This window comes from Pacificibacter marinus, assembly GCF_900109555.1.
In the GTDB taxonomy this organism is placed as follows: domain Bacteria; phylum Pseudomonadota; class Alphaproteobacteria; order Rhodobacterales; family Rhodobacteraceae; genus Celeribacter; species Celeribacter marinus_C.
In genome coordinates this window covers 1-17,442 of the sequence record NZ_FNZV01000023.1, presented here as the reverse complement: position 1 = coordinate 17,442, position 17,442 = coordinate 1, and the positions used below count along the sequence as shown (strand labels likewise).

Genomic DNA, 17,442 nt, shown 5'->3' with positions numbered 1-17,442 from the left:
ACAACGGACAAGTACCAACACGCGGGCTGGCAAAAGCGCTCGGTGATGCATCGCTGCGATGTGTTCGACACGATGCGCGCACAGGCGCTCAACGCCCACGCCAAGGTCAAAGCCAAGAACAAGGAGGCCGTGTTTGAGGAACCGTTCAACGCGGGGCAGGTGTCGATGGCGCGCCACTATGCGGGGTTGTATGAAGGCCTGCAGGGCGGTGACCTGCGCGGCACATCTTACGGCGAACGTGTCTCTGGTGGTGGCGGTGGCGTGGATGCCGTTGTTCTGCGACTGGCAGCCCGCCAAGAGTTTGAGGCGCTTGAGCGCAAAGTCGGTCGCGGCGTGGCGATGCCGATGCGCAAGGTGCGCCCGTCAAAACGCGGGGCAGGGCGCGTGTGCAAGATGATCTCGGACTTGGATGCTGTGCGGGCCGTGTGTTTGTTGGGCCTGTCGATGAGTGAAGTGCTGCGCAAATATGATTGGACGGTCAGCTCGCGCAACAGCGCCGCGCTGAGAGCGGCCCTGCGGGATGCTCTGGACCGGATGCAGGGCTACGGCGCATCGACCACCGCAAGCAAATAGAGCTGCATTCCTCCAAAGGGGGGGGAGGGTCAAAAGTCCGGAAGGCTTTTGACCCTAGACCCGTGCTTCCCTTACGCGGAGATTTTTTTCTGTGAGCGCAGAAAAATTCAGCCGAGATTGTGGGGTGTGGGCTGTTTGGTGAGGTGGTTTGTGAGCTGTAGCAGGTGTGCGGGTGTTGGCGTTTTGGGGTGGGTGTGAGGAAGTGCAACAAATACAGTGTGTTATGAGGGTGCTGGGTGAGGTGTGATCTAACAGCCGCCGCATCTTTGAAGCCGCGCAGGGGTAAAGTCAGCTCAGTACCGATTTTGAAACGCCCTTTTAGATCCGGCGCGCAAGTGTAGGGCCTCGGCGCGGATGCTGTTCGTGGGGCAGCTGGCGGAGGTGGCGTTCGGTAGGGTTGCTGCAATCCGCCATTGTTATCGACCTAAGCGAACGGCCCAAACCGGACCTTGGTGCATACCGCGTCTAATGACCGTTCCCTAGCCTATGCGGACGTGCGCACCCGACGCTTAAGCTAGATTTAGACTTTTCTAGCAAAAGGAAAAGCGCCTTCCTCTGCCCGCAGAAGCAGGCATTCGGAGTTAGCCATTGGGCTAAAGTAACTACAAATGGGGAAAATTTCTGGGCTTCACACGCAAAAGTTGCTATAATTTGCACAATTATATTAGCGAATATTTCAAAAGTGCGAGAAGCAATGTCCGACACCCTTTCGAAGTCAGAATCCTCTTACAAGCGAAACGCGGACACAGCGATCAGAGATTTGTTGCTGGAGTTTGAGTGTCAGCCAATTTTGTTTATTGGGAGCGGCATTTCGCGCCGTTACTTTGGAGCACCCAACTGGAACGAGTTGCTGCAAGTAATATTCGCTATGCTTCCCAGTGGCATGGGACGCTTCGAGTATTTCCGTCAGAAATTCGATAGTGATCCAGCACGAATAGGAACGGCTTTATCCGATGAAGTCTTCGAGTGGGCGTGGAGCGACGGCAAAAGCGAGTTTCCAGAAGAATTTTTCACTAGCTCTGTTGGGAAAGATACGTTTGTTAAATATCTTGCCTGCAAGCACCTTGAAGAGCTTACTCCAACCGTGACATCTGTCGACAAAGAACTCAAAAATGAGCTTTCTGCTCTTGCTGCAGTCAAGCCCCATGCCATCATTACAACAAACTACGACTTATTTTTGGAACAAATCTTTGACGGTTATGAACCGATCACCGGCCAAACCATACTAAGGTACAACACGAATAGTTTCGGGGAAATTTTTCATATTCATGGAGATGTTAGTGAGCCATCGACCATTGTGTTGACTGAGGCTGACTACAACGAATGGTCCGAGAAGAAAAAATATGTGTCCGCCAAACTGCTAACTTATTTTGCCGAACACCCAGTATTTATTTTTGGCTATAGCCTTGGAGACCCCAATGTTAAAGCAATCATGCGCGACATTGGCGAGCTGGTCGCTGACGAAGACGGTCTAATTCCAAATGTGTATCAAATATTTTGGCAATCGGAGCCGCTGGTAAAACAACTTCCAGAACAGGTCGCGTTTTCTGTGGACGACCGCGAATACCGAACTAGAGCAATCTATACCAATGAATTTTCTTGGATATTCGAAGCCCTAAAGAGCAAATCGGCCCTAACATCCGTTAATCCAAAATTGATACGAGCTCTAGCTGCAAGAACAATGAAACTCATTCGAGAAGACATCCCGTCAGGGGTTGTCTCCGTAAACTACGATACACTGGAGCGAGTTGCGGGCGAATCCGATTACCTTCCGACGCTTTTGGGGATAGCTAGCGTCAGCAATCCAAACCAATCACATCCCTTAACAACGACTCAGATGACGCAACGACTTGAACTTAGTCATTGGGTTCACGCCTACAAATTGGTGAGCAAAATTAAGGAAGAAACAGGTGTGGATATCAGAGCAAGCGACAATCAATATTGTTGCCAAATTAGGACCGGTCGGAAAAGTACTACCAAGAAATGGTCATTTCAAGGTGTTGATCTATTGCGGAAAGTAAAAGATGGATTGGAATATGAAATCGACCTGTAGTAAAAAAACCACGAGTGGAAATCATGTACAAAGCGCGCTATTTAAGTCAGCAACCCATCATCCTGAAGCCGTTGATAGGCTGACCGGATGGCCTCATCGCTAAATGAATTGCGCTTATTTTCATTCCAACCCTGCATTTCAGCGATGATTTTTTCAACAGGGCAATGGTTCTCGTGATGGGCCAGCCAATGCACTGACGACAGCAATTCCAACCCGTAAGGGCTTTCGTAACCCTGAACCAACTTGCTCAGTCTCCCAACGGTTTCATCACTCGATTGATCTACCTGATTGCTGAGGTATTCTTCCGCAATTGCACACCCACTGGGCGTCACGTGGGCCTGACGATCATCTGTTGTGAAGCCACGGATCATCCCATTGCCCTCGAAAGCAAGGTAGGCTTTCTTGAGCATCTCAGAATATGGGCCATGATCATTTCGAGCAAACTTCAGTTTCAAATCAATTCCCAATGCCTGGAGAAAATAGGCAAGCTTTTGTAGCGAGATCCGATCAAAGGAACCATCAAAAAACCTTTCAAGGTCATTGAGAGTCTTCAGCAACATCGCTCTTGCGTAAGTCATGGTCAATTTGGAATGGGCATGCTCTGGTTCGTCTACGGCATCCATTGGTGGGAAAATAACGATCTCGACATCTTGTAAACCTTCCAGCTTTGACACGATCAAAGGTCTTACGTCAGCCCAGTCCAGACCACCATTCCCACATCCGAGAGGTGGGATTGCGATGGACTTGATTCCGTGCTCACTAATCGCTTTCACAAGAGCATCAAGGCCGTCTTCAATATACGAAATCTTGGACTTTGACCTCCAATGCGCTTTGGTCGGAAAGTTGACCAAATAACGGGGGCCTTCAGATGCAAAAAGTTCTTCAGTGTCAAAAACGAACATCTGACCAGGCACTAACTCCTTAGATTCACAGATTCTCTTGTAAGCTTTGAAATTGGCTGGCCAGCGGTTCTTAAACTCCAGCGCAACCCCTTTTCCCATGACGCCGACGCAATTGACAGTATTCACCACAGCCTCAACCTGCTCGTTGAACATGTCACCTTTTTTAAATGTCATAGCCATTAGAAGTAGCACCCGGGTTTTGATAAAATGGGAATGTTCCAGTCAGAAGCATTCATAGTAGTTCGTAAGTTATCTCGCATCTCTACTGATTTGGCAACGATACAGCAAATGTACTCCAGCGAAAGCGCGCCCTTAACCAAAAATTCGGCCATTCTCTTCTGGCTGCGAAGTTGACGTTCGGGTGGGTTGTCCGAGTTCTTAAAATACTGACAAACGCCACCGTAACTAACTTCAGGGATATGACTGGCCATTGGGTAGTCATCAAACACGCCCCAATGCACATGCTGTTCCAGATTGTCAATATTTTGTTCAAGAACCGGTTTTGGGACTTGGGAATTTAGTGGAAAGTCGCTGAAACAGTAGTCCAATCCACTGTTGCGGAGGTTTTCCGTCTGGCAAACAAAAAATATTCGCTCTTCATCCTGCGCTATGCCCAGATTCATTCCACTAGGGGAAATTAGCGGAACATTACCACTATGGATCGCGTAGGTGAACGAGGTGAGGGGCGAGAAATAGAACGGCACGTAGTCATTGACGACACCACCGCATGGCATTGGGAATTCATTGGTGCCGCGCCGGTTTACGATTTCTTGATACGATGTTTGGTGGCAGAGTTGGGGAGAGCCGTGGTTCTTCGCTCTAATTTCGCCATCAGCAAGGAAAGTCGGCAGATCACCAAAGTAAACTTGTCTAAAAATGAAACGATTAGGCACAATATATCTCTCGGCAATACTAACACTAGCATGAGACACGGTTTCAACTACGCTTACAACCTCGAAGTGTGTGCTCCGGAATAATATCCTGCGGTTTGGCAATATTTTAACAAAGTAGGTGAATGGCTACTTTTGTGAAAATACGTAGAGCAGACCTCGATGCAATGCGCAGCGAATGTCCGCATACCGCCCGTTGTGCCGATCAACGCGAACGGCCCATTCCGGACGTACAGCGCGCACTCGAGATGCTGCGATGCAGCTTCTCCATACAGGCCCTTCGTTGCCGATGCAAAACGTGACCTGGAATATACCCCTATCCTTGATAGTCATGTTGTTGGCACCTGAACGATCATTGCGGCCTTAGAGTACGAGCTTTGGAAAGGTTCTTGGTACATGATAATTGGTCCAGTCTTGACCCAGCCTATTCGCTAACATGTTTCGAACATCCATTGCGATGTTATCTACGATGTCAGGAAATCTTGTTCGAACAAGCTCATAGGAGCGAGGAGACATCGCAAATCCGAAATTGTTTGCACTGGTAAGTCGAAATAAGTGAAAACCCTTCTCATGATCGGACAGTGTTAGAAACCGCTTAACTTGCGCCAATACAAATTGGCGATGGCGATCAAAATATACAATACCCAAAACGTGCCTACCATTCAGCGGGAGCAAGCTTAGGAAGCAGATAGGCATCCCTTCGCCGGAGTTGTTCCAGTTCATTCCCAATGGCATGCCGAACAGGCCTGAATTTATGTAACAAGCTGACGAGAGTAACATTTCCAGTTCGATTTTTTGGGGGCTAGTATACAAAACCTTGACGTTGTTTGCCTCTCCATAAATCGCTGCCTTCAGTGCGTCCAACACATATCTGACGCCATGGATTGAATAAGCAGCCTCTTCTTTCAGATTGGAAGCTATGCGTCGATCTTTGATCCGCCACGTAGGAGCCAGCGACGGTGGCGTGCCCAGTTCTCTGTGGGTGCCGAGCATAGTTTCATAGTCGATCCGAGTCTGTCCAAGCATGTATCCTGCACTTCTATAGGCCTGAAGCAACAACATGCGCCTTGTCGTGTCCCCTGTTCCAGCATCAAGTGTTCTGAAGATTTGATCGTCACACTGGCTACAAAAGCAACCGACTGTAAGCGCTGAGGACATATTTACTTCACGATATAGATCGCTCGAGCTAGAAAAGGTTGGCTTGCCTCGCTGCGGCATTGAAAGCAGCACTTTTCCCTTCTCAGAAGAAATTGATCTTAAGTGCGAAGCTGAGATTTGATGGGACTTAATCGAAATCTTAGAGCATCCAATTGTTAAGCAACTGCGCCTCCTTTGGAGTGCAGCTTTTTGGCTTTTGTGGATGGCCTTTTTTACTTTCCGGTCGTCTAGCAAAGTAATACCCGATTAGTTACGCCAATTGCGGCGTCTTACATGCAATTAAGACGCAATCTGTTAGCATCGACTCACCAGAGATTCCATCGCTTATACTGTAACAACAACCGATCTGGCACTAGTCGACAACCATCCACCGGTTTGCCGTCAATGCGAAGGTCTGCTTCTCCCAGCACGTCGTGGTCTCCTCGCACCTGCAGCGAATGTCTGCATTCCGCCGATTATGTCGATCGACGCGAACGGCCCTGAGCCGACCTTCATGCCGTACGCGTCTAACGACAGCTTTGAGCCCACTTTACCGACTTTCTTTGCCGCAGTTAAAGTCCGCTTTCGGAGAACCAGAAGTTCACTCGCGGAATATCGGCCTGAAACGGGCGTCGGCAGCAAGCGTTAGGCAAAGCTCGGGCGCTTTTGAATGGAAGGTGGCTTAGGCGAGCACTAGGGGCGGTACAAAAGTGCTACAGGTCCAATCAGCACCTCCCAATTCTGAAGTCGATTGCTTAGCTCTGAAAAATCTGGAATTGTAGTCCTATTATAGCCCTGCAAAATTATTCTACGATAGCTACGACTTAATGATGGACTGAAATCTGAATGACCAATGACGTTTACCTCTGCTTTGAATGCGGCACTAAGAACAGGGTCTCCGCAACCGCGGATCGATCCCGAGCAAAATGTGCGAAATGCAAGGCGAAACTATTCCCTGAAGAAGCATCTAAGACATCAGCGACAACACGGCGACCTCCGACAAGACAATCAACTACCACGCCCTCTCGGAGGCCTACGCCAGAGGAACGTGCGGGAAAGGCTAAGTTAATTATAGGCCTTGTTGTCGCAGGGATCGTCGTCGCCCTTTTTGTTTCAAACAATGAAAGTGGCCGCCGGTCTCCGTCACAAACAGCAGCATCGCCTACTACACAGCCGGTACCCACCGCACCCCTTCCACCGGAAGTTTTTCAGGCTGCGGGAATTATGTTCAACAGAACCGGAGTTAGCGGTAATCACCCCTTTGAGATAATAACCTCTCCGGGTAGTGATTACTTCGTCAAGTTGGTTGATAACGTCACCGGCGTAGATAGGGTCGGTATTTTTGTTAAAGGCGGGCAACGAATTGAGGTTGAGGTGCCTGCTGGCCAGTATCGCATGCGCTACGCAGCCGGTGAGACTTGGCGTGGTATGCAACATTTGTTTGGCCCTGGAAGCATGACCAGTTACCAAGCTTCGTCTGATATATTCAACTTCAACCTTAGTGGCGGATATTATAGAGGGTACACTGTTGAATTGATCCGTCAGACAGGCGGCAATATGGACACCCGTTCAATTTCAGCTTCTTCGTTTTGATCGGTTAAGCCGTGCGGGGATTCGGACGGGCAAGATGATCATAGGCAACATTTATCCTCTTAAGGATTGCCTCAGATTTCGCGATTTCGTTTTCCGGTAGCCCCTGACCGCGTAGACGGTCGGGATGGTATCGCTTCACCAGCTCACGATATGCTGCACGGATTTGGTCTGGCGTAGCACCCGATTTAAGACCAAGGACCTGCAGTTCAAGAGTATTTTGGTCTGATTTTCTGGTTGATCCAGCTCCTGATTGGTTCCCGCGCACGAAAGCATCGAAGTCGAAGCCTGCCGCAAGGAAAGCGCGCGCAAGGGACTCCTCTCCCAAGCGAAGCACTGAAGCTGCAAGGCGCAACTTCCGAAGCTCGCCATCGTGGAGGTGCCCGTCCGCCAGTGCGACAGTACACATCCCGACCAAGAACGTCTCACGCAGCTCAACTGCATCGGCAAAGACTTTGGAAAATTCAGACAGGATGGTTTCCACCGAGGCCTGAACGCGAAGTTCTTCGTTGAAAAGGCGGGCAGCGTCAGGAACCGTGTCCGGGCCGATATCAAAGAAGTTCTTGAGTTGTGCAAGTTCGCTGGCATCTGCCGAACCGTCAGCCATCGCAAGACTGGCCCCAAACCTTAAAACTGTTCGATAGAATACGGCCTTGCGATTGATCGGTTTCTCTGGTGGTGGAGAGTCCTTCCAAGCATAAGCCGTGGCTGCTTTAAGCATATAAAGGAAGCAATCTTGATCCCATTCCAGAGATATTTGGATGTCATCGTTTGACACCATCCCAATCAACTTTGCTCCAAACCCCTTCTTCTTACGACGGATCACTACGGAAAAGGGTTCTTTGAAAAAAGATATGTCAGGATCATCCAGTCTTGCTACGAGCTGGCCTCCTTTAAAGACCTCGCGGGACCGGCTGATTTGATAGCCATAAAACGAGAAGAAACCCTTTTTTGATAGCTCATGTTCCATTGGCGCTAACCGCTGTGCCAAGGAAAAATGCGACAGGATAGCGTTTGCCTGCTGCATGCCGTCAAAAGTCTCCTTCTTGAGCCCGCTTCTGATTGCACGACTAGGACCAGTGATTGAGATTGTAGAACCTGAATTTAGCTTTACAGAAAGCTGGGACTGGTAGGTCTTTCCAGTTGGAATACCATTGACCGAATTCTGCGTGACCTTTGCCGAGAACCGGATCGATGCAATATCACCATGCTGATGATGGCTGCCTCTCCAGATAAAACCATCGTCGTTGATCTGAAGTTCTGGAAGCGGTTGAATGTCACTAGAATTTTGCAGTTTAATATCTCCAAGTAAAATCGGTTTGCGGCTAATTTGACTACAAGACAAAGGCATTTCAAGCGATTTTCACTGATGCTCTCTGTAGAAGGGCTTGTTGCACAAAGGCTCTCTCGTCCGAAATTGGTTGCTGCCTGTTTTCCTGAAGATTCTCAGTATCGCAACAGCAGCGAAGGTCCGGTTCTCACCTATGGTGTTTTTCGCTGCAGATGCAGTAACTGAAAAGCAGCCGTTGACCACGCGAACGGCAATGTCGGTTTGTCCGCATAGCTGCCGTTGGTGCTGAGCGCAGCGAATGTCGGCAATCCGCCCAAGTGTAAAGCTACAGGAATGGTTCGAAGTAGCCGTTATTGCTGCAATCGGCTAATGACAGCGCTTAATTACGCATCTACTTTCGCGATTAATGTGGAGTTTTAACTACTGCCTTTTCCATTCACTAAGCATCAAGTTCCAATTGCCATCTACATGATGCTGATGAAAATCAATTAAGCTTCTCGCTGGAAACTGTTGTACAAAATGCCATATCGATGACGTGGGAATAGGGTAAGAATTTGATGGACAATGAAAAATTGACGCGCGCAGAAGCACAAGGCGTGCGGTATGCTGCAGAACTCGAAGCCCACCTCCGCTGGCTGGACAGTTTTTCTGCAGCGGCACTCGGTGTGCTGGCTGTCGCATCTGGAATTTACACATATCTTGGGGTTACGTCGCTGTTAGACGACAACGGAGCGCTGAGCTTTTTCGCCGCGATCAGCTATTCCATCGCTGTTTCGGTCGGTATCTTCGTCTTCTGGTCTTATCTCATACGCTTGTTGCCAGCTGTGCGCACGGTTGGAGCGCGACTGGGTTTGTTTGTGGCGATGCTGCTTGGATCGGCTGCGATCATTGCAATGTCATCATGGCTGAATGCCGCAGCCTTGGCGGGGGCCGCTGCTGTTGAACAACACCTTGCCACGACCGTTCAAGATTACCAGACAGCGCTTGAACAGGCGAACGAGATCGCGGTTAGCGCGCAAAGTTTGGAGCGGGACGTATCCCGGGTCCGCCAGTCATTTGAGGATTTGTCCGAACAGGAAGCGACTGGTGACCTGTCGGGCCTTGCTGGGCGAGGGGCCGTGTTTCGTGTCTTGCGTCAAAAATCAGATGAACTGTTGGGCTTGGAAACGCAGATCGCGTCACAGCAGCCACTCGTCGCAGCTGCCTTTATAGAAGGTAACCAGATACTAAGTCACATGCGCGCATTGACGGTTGAACCTGGTCCAATCGAGGTGCGTTCTGTGCAGTTTAGCGAGGAAGCGGTACGCTTGTCGGGTGTCATCACACAATTGCGCCAATTGTCTGTTGCACAGTTGGTCAATCGTGCCGCCGAAGACCTCAGCGCATCGGTTGTTTTGCCAGAACTTGACGGGCGCACGGTGGAAACTCGCGCGGGCCAGCAATCCACGATCCGGTCGGTCTTGCAAGTCCTCGGACAGCGGGCTGAAACATTGCGTCGCGCAGCTGATACAGTGATTGCCATGCCTCCGCCGAATGAAATTATTTATACACCAATCAGCACCGCCGATGCGGTAATCCGCTACGCTGGAAATTTCGCGCCAAGTTGGGCGGGAGCAATCGCAATCGATCTGCTGCCAGCGGTGCTGGTATTCATACTTGCTATCACTCACGCCGCAATCCGGTCGGGTAAGTCGCGAGTTGGCATAGAGGATACAATGACAATCTCTGAATTGCGCGCAGCGTTAAGTGCGGTGACTGAAATGGATGGCGCACTGCGTCATGCTCAGGGTGCGTCCGATGTGTCTGCAATTCCTCAGCCGCAGGGCACAAACGGGGAAACCGCCCCGTCGGATCAGGACAAGCCAGCGGATGTCTGACGAGATTAAACTGCCGGAGCGGCGCAGGATTACTGCTAAGTCAGTAATTTACGGTGTGCTTGGCGTGCAATTGGTGTTGGCAGTATTGTTGATGGGAGGGGATTTTTGGCGCGCCATTCCAACCATCGGATTGCCATCTACGCAGCCACGGTTTGATCAACCCGTAAACCCAGGCGACCAGACGCGCCGGTATCGTCCTGCGGATATGCCACTTGCGCCTGCGCGTGAAGGAAGTCCGCAGCGACCTTTTACATCTACCAGCGACATGCCAACTCGGCTGGTGTTCGGCAGAGATGGTGCTGGATTAACAATGACCGGCGCTATTTCTGCGGGTGATGCAGAACGGTTTGAGACATTTTTAAAAGCCGAGGGAACCGATTTCGGAACTGTACGGCTCAATTCACCCGGCGGGTCGGTCTCAGACGCGTTGCTGATTGGTCAGCGGCTGCGCCAAGAAAATTTGGACACAGTCTTGGAAGCAGGGGACATCTGTCTATCAGCCTGCCCATATATCCTTGCCAGCGGTGTCGCACGCACGGTCGATATCGATGCGCAGGTCGGTGTACACCAACATTTTTTTGACGTGAATACGGTCTTGCCTGCATTCCTCGCCGTTGAGGATATTCAAAGGGGGCAAGGCGCAGTCATGGCCTACCTAAACGAAATGGGGGTCGACCCGCTGGTCATGCAGCATGCGCTGGTAACTCCACCTGACGAAATTTATGTCTTGGTGCAAAGTGAATTGAGTGACTATCGATTGATTTTCACGCCCGATGCGGCTGTTGAGTGAGCGTTTGGCAATCAATAATGCAGAATGTCACTTCTGTGGGTTCTTGAAAAATGGTTGATAACCGATTGCGCCACGGTATTTGTGAATAGCTATGGTTTCTTTGCTGTTTCTTCCAAAAACAGACCTTAGTTCACACTGCAGCGCAAGTTCACATCCTGCCTTTCATCCCCTATCAAAGAACCCCAAATGCTCTTGCTGCTGACCGTATTTAATGACGGTCTTGCCATACCGCAGATTAATACGATCTATGGTGGCAGACAGCGTTTCGCGTTTGCTGTTTTGCCCTGGGGCAAGTGGCAAAAACAGTTCGCCATTCCGCTCGCTAAGCAAAACAAGGTTCGTGAGGTTGATCCCGATCGATGTGGCTTGAGTGCGACTGCTGGCAAACTGCGCCGTGAGGGCGTCGAAGATGTCGAGAAAATCACGCGTGTCTTGGCTTGGATTGAGCGTTTGCTGCCAATGATGCCCGTGTCGTTTCCACAGGCCGATATGAATGGAAATCCGCCCCGCGCAATAGCCGTCACGTCGCATGCGTGCCGCTGCCCGTTCGACCAGCCAACGGCCAACACGCACGGCCATTGGGGCAGGGCGGTACTTTGGGGCAAGCACCTTGGATTGCCCGTAGGTGTTGCGCTGGGTTTCGATCAACGGGATGTCTTCGCCTTGTAGGCCGCGCACAAAACGCTCGCCCTCAACGGAGCGCCAAATCATGCGGGCGTGTCGTGGATCGAGCGCATACAGCTCATGAATGCCCCAGACATGCGCCTTGCCCAAACGCGCGCTCATGCCGCGTGAAATTCCGGGCAAATCGTCCAGTTTGAGATGCGCAATAGCCTCTGGCATATTCTCAGGTGCGAGCCATTGCAGGCCATCGGGTTTTTCCAATTTCCCAGCAATCTTTGCGAGTAAATGATTTGGCCCAATTCCAATCGAACAGCGCAGCTGACTGCCCACGTCTTCACGAATGATTTTCTTAATATCGCGGGCCAAATCCAGCGCGGCAGGGAGCGCACTGGTTCTGCCGCTAAGGGCGATTTGAAACTCATCAATCGAACGGACACGCTCTACCTCTGCGATGGTATCTATAGCTTTGGAAATCGCCTGATTGGCCCGCGCATAGAGCTTGTGGCGGGCTTGCAGAAACACGATGTCAGGGCAGATTTGACGTGCTTCAGCAACACGCATAATCGTTTTGACGCCCTGTGCCTTAGCCTCATAGCTGGCGGCAACAACGGCCCCAGCCCAATTGTTGTGCGGGCCAGTCTCCAGCGCAGTGATCGCCACGGGCCGCCCTCTAAGCCGAGAATCAACCTGTTGCTCAACGCTGGCAAAAAAGGCGTTCATATCCAGATATAGACAGCGCATCGGGGTCATAGCCTAAATCCTGTATCTTCCAAAAACTGCTTAATGTTCTATATTTGTTCTCATGGTTGATTTGAAAACACAATTGAAAAATGTCGCTTTTGGCGGCAGCTGGTCAGAAGAAATTTTGCGCGTTTCTGAACTGGAGGCGGCGCTAAGCATGATCGAAAATGCGGCTGATACCTGCATCGAACTCGACGTGCGCACGGATGCGTTGAATGAAGCTCTGAGCTTTGTGGCGTCCAAAATAGAAAAAGGCCCTCAGCTGAAGGCGCAGTTTCTCAAAGCTGTTGTGATCGAAGATCAGGACGCCCGAAGTTGTGCTGCGCAACATGTTTTGCGGCAGATGCAATCTTGGGCGGGGCGGTGATGGCCATCTTGTAAAACAATACTGTAAAGAAGGGGTATGGGCCGATCACGTCGATCGACAATAAGGGCGTATTGCGGACCTTTGCTGCAAGTGCGAAGCCTGACTTCAATTCAAGAAGGAGCGGACCTTGAACATAAGCACAGTGAACGCGGCGCAGCGAACGATAGCTCTGAGCCGATAGCAACTGATTTTGAACTGCGTATAAATGTCTGAGCTATCGAGGACGAACGGCACGACGTGCCCTTCGAAGAATCATGGCTTTGAAATTTGGCTGTTCTCCAATTGATAAGAGGATGTAATCTAGATTTCCCAAGTCGCATGGCGATGTAAAAACATTCATCACGGGTTGGAAAGAGTGAAAGAGAAATGACGAAGCCAACCATTAATGCTCTTTTTGAACGAACAATCCTATTTGATAGTTTCTCTTGATCGGTTCGGGTAATCGCGCAACAGTAAAACAGATATTTGTCGCGGTCGTATCAGTTTTCTAAAATGCTGAGTTGTCAAAGTAGTTTTTTGTGATCAATTTTTTTGAGGTCTATAATGAACATTTATTCACTCCGACACATCGCATCTCTCACGCTTGCAATAACGACGTTTTCAACAGCGGTCGTAGCTGAGCCTTTGGCTGTATCGCCGGACGTTCCGATCCGAGCCTTTGCGGCAGATGGTCAATACTATGTTCAAATCCGCTGTGTCGTCAGCGACAATCTGAGTGACGTAGCCGGCAAGATTGGTAACGACGGAATGCTTGGCGGCGGTATTTTTAATAAGAATTATAAGCTCGCGCATTTCATTTCGCTGTCCAGTAGCGCGATTGAATTCACGGTAGACCAAAATGGCGCAGCAACCCAATCTTCAGCAGCGAAATTCGGTCATACCGTCATTCCATTTGCCTATTCCGATACAGGAGACGGCGGTGTCGGCAAATCTGCGCGCACGAAAATGGGGTGTGGGCAAGACCATTATCTGGCCTCCCCAGGATCGGCGCAGCTTGAGGGGCGGGTTGGATATTCATGGGATACCCAACGTCCTGCAACTGACAGCAGCCTTGTCGAAGCGTCCTTCAACTTGGTTTCGGGGCTTGGCGTAAATCTGGGTGCTTTGGCTTTCGGGGGAGCGCTAAGTGGCGGTGCGCTTGCGAACCTAACTGAAGCGAAGGGCGTGGCTACCAGTATCGACACGTTCTTGGCAAAGTTCCGGGGGGGGGAAGTACTCGAAGATGCCTTGTTTCTCGGACCTGGCATCACGCAGATAAGAACGCCGCTCTCCACAGTCAATATCACCATCACGGAGACAGCTAGTTACCTTGCGCACGATCTGCCGCGCTTTTCAGGCGAAGGGTTCCGAACCTTTCTGGACCTCGGCTGGACAGCGCTGACCAGCAATTCCGCGACGGATACGACGAAGTTCGGTGCTTGGGTCGCTCCGAGGGCCGATTTTCCAATCAGCACAGCGGGAGAGACAAAAAGAGTGGAGATGCGCGCGTTCTGCCGTGCATTCGAGCGCAATCTGCAGGACGCCGGTCTTAGTTCCGCGACGGATCGCGCTTACGTTATATCAAAAGCCGTCGCTCGCGATGGCGGCGATGTAATTGGCAACCTGCGGTGTCTAAGCGACGCTGGCTTGCACGGTCAACTTACATCGGGTCCGAATCGAGGGGTTTTGAACAGGTATCTACGTGACGATAGCGTGACATTTACTGCAGATGAGGTCCGCAGCTTTCAGGCCAAACGTCCGAGTTGGGACTTCGACGTAGCCGGTCCCTGGGAAGCGGGGGGCGAAACCCAGCTATTCGAAGCGCGGGCGACCGAGATTGCGGGGAAAGCGCTTCTGCCGGGTGGTGGAGGTGTCTCGCGTGGCAACAACCAAGCTGCTTACTTACTGAGCCAGGCTTTGGTGCCTGGAAACGTGGTAGTTCAGGACACCTCCGGACTTGTGCTGGGGGTTGGCGAAACTCGCGAGTTGTCTCATATCGAGTTCGCTGAGTTGTTCGGCGCAAAAGATCTGACTCGCTGGGGGTGCTATTCTTCGAGTGGCCCAGTGACACAGGCGAACGATCAAGCTTTTTTTGAGGGTGCCAGCGGCGCGTTTGCGGTCATGGAAGGCATTGCCGATCCAGCGGATGTAGGGGTGATCAAGTACGACCCAAGCCGATCAGTTCTGGTTCTAGCGTATATGGATCAAATATCGGGTCGCCAGTTCTCGCATTTTGTAATCGCAGGACGACCAACACAGCTTTTCAACGACAACATCGGATCCTGCTCAGATGCCAACACCTACGAGGCCCCAGAACCGGATGTAATTGCCTGGAGCGATGTCGAAAGCACACTGGCGGACGTCTGGGATTTTGCTGCCCGTGGCCAAGACATTCCTGCGCAATACAGCGCGCGGGTTGAGCAAACGATTTCCGCAGAGCTTTCCATTGAGAGCCCGCTTGCTGATATCTTAGTGGAGACTAACCTGACAACGACGCTGCCAGAAGCAGCTGCGCTACTCGGGCGCGCGGGTTATAATACTTGGTTGGGCGTGGCCCCAAGGAATGCTTTACCTTCCACACCGCCTTTGCTGCGCCCCTTGGTTTTTGGTTCAGCACAACGCGGCCTGCTGATCTCAAGCCAAGATGGATCGCGGCTCGTGCTGTTGCGGATAAGCACGGCCGAAGATGGGAAACTGAGCGCACTTCGGGTCTACGAGCCAAATGAGGATCAAGTTCAAGCGATCATTGAGGCGTTATTCGGCGGCTGAAACGGGTATATCATAGAGAAACGTATCGAAGTTCGAGCGGCGAATTTACTGATAGCCGCCATTGAGGTTTTGTTCGCTAAGCTGGCATCTACATATCGAGAATGCTGTGAGGTGCGCGAAAGTCCGGTTTGGCGGGCTGCCCGCAGCATCTACGACGATGTTTGAGCGGTAGCTATGGGCCGTTCACGTCGATCGACACAACCGGGCGGAATGCGGACATTCGCTGCGTTCCAAACCAAGGTCAGCTTTTAGTGCAAAAACAACTTTAGTGAGTTGTGACCAAGTTTATTTCTGTTAATCATCAAACCATGGCCAATGATGAACATGTCAGTATATTTCGCAAGGGACCGGATGCCGTAAAGAAATACATGGCAGCCAAAGGTCTCAGGTCATTAGATCTTTCAGATCAAATATTTGATGGTCTGAATTTCCCGTCCGGATATGTTTTAGTTGGCACAAAATTTGAAAACTCACGCTTTCAAGATTGCGATATATCTCTGCATGTTCCCAACGCAAATCTTAGGAACTGCGTACTACGCGGTAGGAAATTGAAAATTCGTATGGTCGGAAACGCGATCTTGGAAGGTGCAGAGCTCTACGATTTAGACCTGACAATAACTGATGGGCTATCCCAGCAACAAATAGATTCAACCAAAGTCGGCGTTAACGTTCAGCTAAACGAATACTTGCGGCCCGCAGAGCATTGGGAGCCAACTGAGGGCAAAGAAGGGAAAACGCAGGGGGGCAATCCGCCTCCCTCCATTACGCCACACAGGCCAAATCCAAATTCGAACAAGTATCCCGACCTCTGGCCCGACGTACCGATGTCTCCACCAGGCCCAAGCGGACAGATTCGCGACCTCGAAGTTAGTAGTGGCGCACAGGTATTTCCGACGACTTCAGAGCTTGCGAAACGCATTGAGGTGAACAACCTCAGCGTTCGTTTGACTGGCGTAAGCCTTGTTGATGCAATCGATGGCTTTCTATTGAAAATTGAGCAAAGCAACTCGTTGGAAACTGAGTTTAAGGAACAAGCCAAGACATTTCTCACACAACACATGGCAAATTTAGAGACACTGCTGCTCGCCTTGCCTGAACCGGGAGAATCGGTCTCAGAAGACACAGTCGAAAGTACGAAACCTGCTTTGGAGACTTATCTGTCTACTGCAAAAGACGGTTTTCGAGTTTTACTTGATCCAAAACGTTTGGGGGAAATGACGGTACCTACTGGAGTAGTGTTGTTGAGTGCGGCGTTAGGTGCGCAATTTGGTGCTCCGCTGGCTGGAATTGCCTTCGGGGCTTGGTTCTCCGGAAGAGAGAGCACCGAAAAGCTTGCAAGGAAGTTTCTTTCTGACCCGAAGGATTGAGGTTCTTCGTGTGACTGTCCCGTTGAAGAAATGAACAGACTGCTGCTGTTTTGCGCTTGGGGCAGGAACATGAATGCCAATTGCAACTGGCAGCTTTAAGGAAGTTGCCCGCAGCGCATGTGGACGTTGCGAATGTCGGCTCCGGGCCGTTCGCATCGATCGACACTTCCGGGCGGGAAGCGGGCATTCGCTGCAAGTGCAGCCTTCAAAAGGTAAACCTGCAAAGCCGACGTTTAGTTCACATCAAAGACCTAAAGAAACCGTCGACTGAACGGCTCTTTCGTAAATTGTCACGGACAAAGATCTCTGATCTCCCAACCTTGGGCATGAAGCATTGCCATTGCCTTGGTTCTATCTTTCGCAATCGCGGAATTTCGCAAGGCAACCGCCACAAGATGAGTCGGTCGCGTCAGAGCAACATAGGATTGCTTGAGTCGCGTAACATTCTGGATACCTTCGCCAGTCCCGGACGACTTACCTACGGTCAGCCAG

General features: G+C 50.8%; 14 protein-coding genes. 8 read left to right on the top strand and 6 right to left on the bottom strand.

The features are described 5' to 3' along the window. Both BM025_RS19265 and BM025_RS18175 read left to right on the top strand, forming a co-directional pair. Positions 1-573, top strand: a 573-nt coding sequence (locus BM025_RS19265) for a hypothetical protein (RefSeq protein ID WP_170842235.1), incomplete at its 5' end; no start/stop codon positions are given. A gap of 694 nt (positions 574-1,267) precedes the next feature. Further along, positions 1,268-2,626 (top strand): SIR2 family NAD-dependent protein deacylase, encoded by a 1,359-nt coding sequence (locus BM025_RS18175; RefSeq protein ID WP_085850540.1) that lies wholly within the window; start codon positions 1,268-1,270, stop codon positions 2,624-2,626. A 41-nt stretch (positions 2,627-2,667) separates the two neighbouring features. Here BM025_RS18175 and darG read toward each other — a convergent pair whose 3' ends face one another. The 3 genes from darG to BM025_RS18160 form a co-directional block, all read right to left on the bottom strand. Further along, the gene (gene darG / locus BM025_RS18170) at positions 2,668-3,708 is read right to left on the bottom strand and encodes a type II toxin-antitoxin system antitoxin DNA ADP-ribosyl glycohydrolase DarG (protein WP_085850541.1); all 1,041 of its coding nucleotides are present in this window, start codon (positions 3,706-3,708) and stop codon (positions 2,668-2,670) included. Continuing rightward, entirely contained in the window at positions 3,708-4,421 is a 714-nt protein-coding gene (locus BM025_RS18165; protein ID WP_170842234.1) for a DarT ssDNA thymidine ADP-ribosyltransferase family protein, read from the bottom strand. Before BM025_RS18165 ends, darG begins: the two co-directional genes overlap by 1 nt. Positions 4,422-4,781: 360 nt before the next feature. Next, on the bottom strand, positions 4,782-5,480 hold the full coding sequence (locus BM025_RS18160; protein ID WP_085850543.1) for a hypothetical protein: 699 nt from the start codon (positions 5,478-5,480) through the stop codon (positions 4,782-4,784). 1,299 nt (positions 5,481-6,779) lie between these two features. On the opposite strand from BM025_RS18160, the gene BM025_RS19020 reads away from it, so the two are divergent. Then, positions 6,780-7,148 (top strand): hypothetical protein, encoded by a 369-nt coding sequence (locus tag BM025_RS19020; protein WP_139204601.1) that lies wholly within the window; start codon positions 6,780-6,782, stop codon positions 7,146-7,148. Positions 7,149-7,152: 4 nt separating this feature from the next. Here the strand turns inward: BM025_RS19020 and BM025_RS18150 are convergent, their stop codons facing one another. Then, positions 7,153-8,490 carry a TerB family tellurite resistance protein gene (locus tag BM025_RS18150; protein ID WP_170842233.1) on the bottom strand — a complete coding sequence of 446 codons (1,338 nt, stop codon included), beginning with the start codon at positions 8,488-8,490 and terminating at the stop codon, positions 7,153-7,155. A gap of 503 nt (positions 8,491-8,993) precedes the next feature. Here BM025_RS18150 and BM025_RS18145 point away from each other — a divergent pair. Then, positions 8,994-10,313 (top strand): hypothetical protein, encoded by a 1,320-nt coding sequence (locus BM025_RS18145; RefSeq protein WP_085850546.1) that lies wholly within the window; start codon positions 8,994-8,996, stop codon positions 10,311-10,313. Next, positions 10,306-11,103 carry a COG3904 family protein gene (locus BM025_RS18140; RefSeq protein ID WP_090875474.1) on the top strand — a complete coding sequence of 266 codons (798 nt, stop codon included), beginning with the start codon at positions 10,306-10,308 and terminating at the stop codon, positions 11,101-11,103. Before BM025_RS18145 ends, BM025_RS18140 begins: the two co-directional genes overlap by 8 nt. A gap of 162 nt (positions 11,104-11,265) precedes the next feature. On the opposite strand, the gene BM025_RS18135 is transcribed toward BM025_RS18140, so the two are convergent. Further along, entirely contained in the window at positions 11,266-12,477 is a 1,212-nt protein-coding gene (locus tag BM025_RS18135; RefSeq protein ID WP_085850547.1) for a DNA polymerase Y family protein, read from the bottom strand. A gap of 52 nt (positions 12,478-12,529) precedes the next feature. Here BM025_RS18135 and BM025_RS18130 point away from each other — a divergent pair, with 52 nt between their 5' ends. The 3 genes from BM025_RS18130 (at position 12,530) to BM025_RS18120 (ending at position 16,950) form a co-directional block, all read left to right on the top strand. Continuing rightward, entirely contained in the window at positions 12,530-12,835 is a 306-nt protein-coding gene (locus tag BM025_RS18130; RefSeq protein WP_085850548.1) for a hypothetical protein, read from the top strand. 543 nt (positions 12,836-13,378) lie between these two features. Then, a complete protein-coding gene (locus BM025_RS18125) occupies positions 13,379-15,583 on the top strand; it encodes a hypothetical protein (RefSeq protein WP_085850549.1) in 2,205 nt (734 codons plus the stop codon). 275 nt (positions 15,584-15,858) lie between these two features. Continuing rightward, positions 15,859-16,950 carry a pentapeptide repeat-containing protein gene (locus BM025_RS18120; RefSeq protein ID WP_139204600.1) on the top strand — a complete coding sequence of 364 codons (1,092 nt, stop codon included), beginning with the start codon at positions 15,859-15,861 and terminating at the stop codon, positions 16,948-16,950. 290 nt (positions 16,951-17,240) lie between these two features. Here BM025_RS18120 and BM025_RS19395 read toward each other — a convergent pair. Next, positions 17,241-17,442 (bottom strand): hypothetical protein (locus BM025_RS19395; RefSeq protein ID WP_211753599.1); only part of this gene is annotated, 202 nt, incomplete at its 5' end.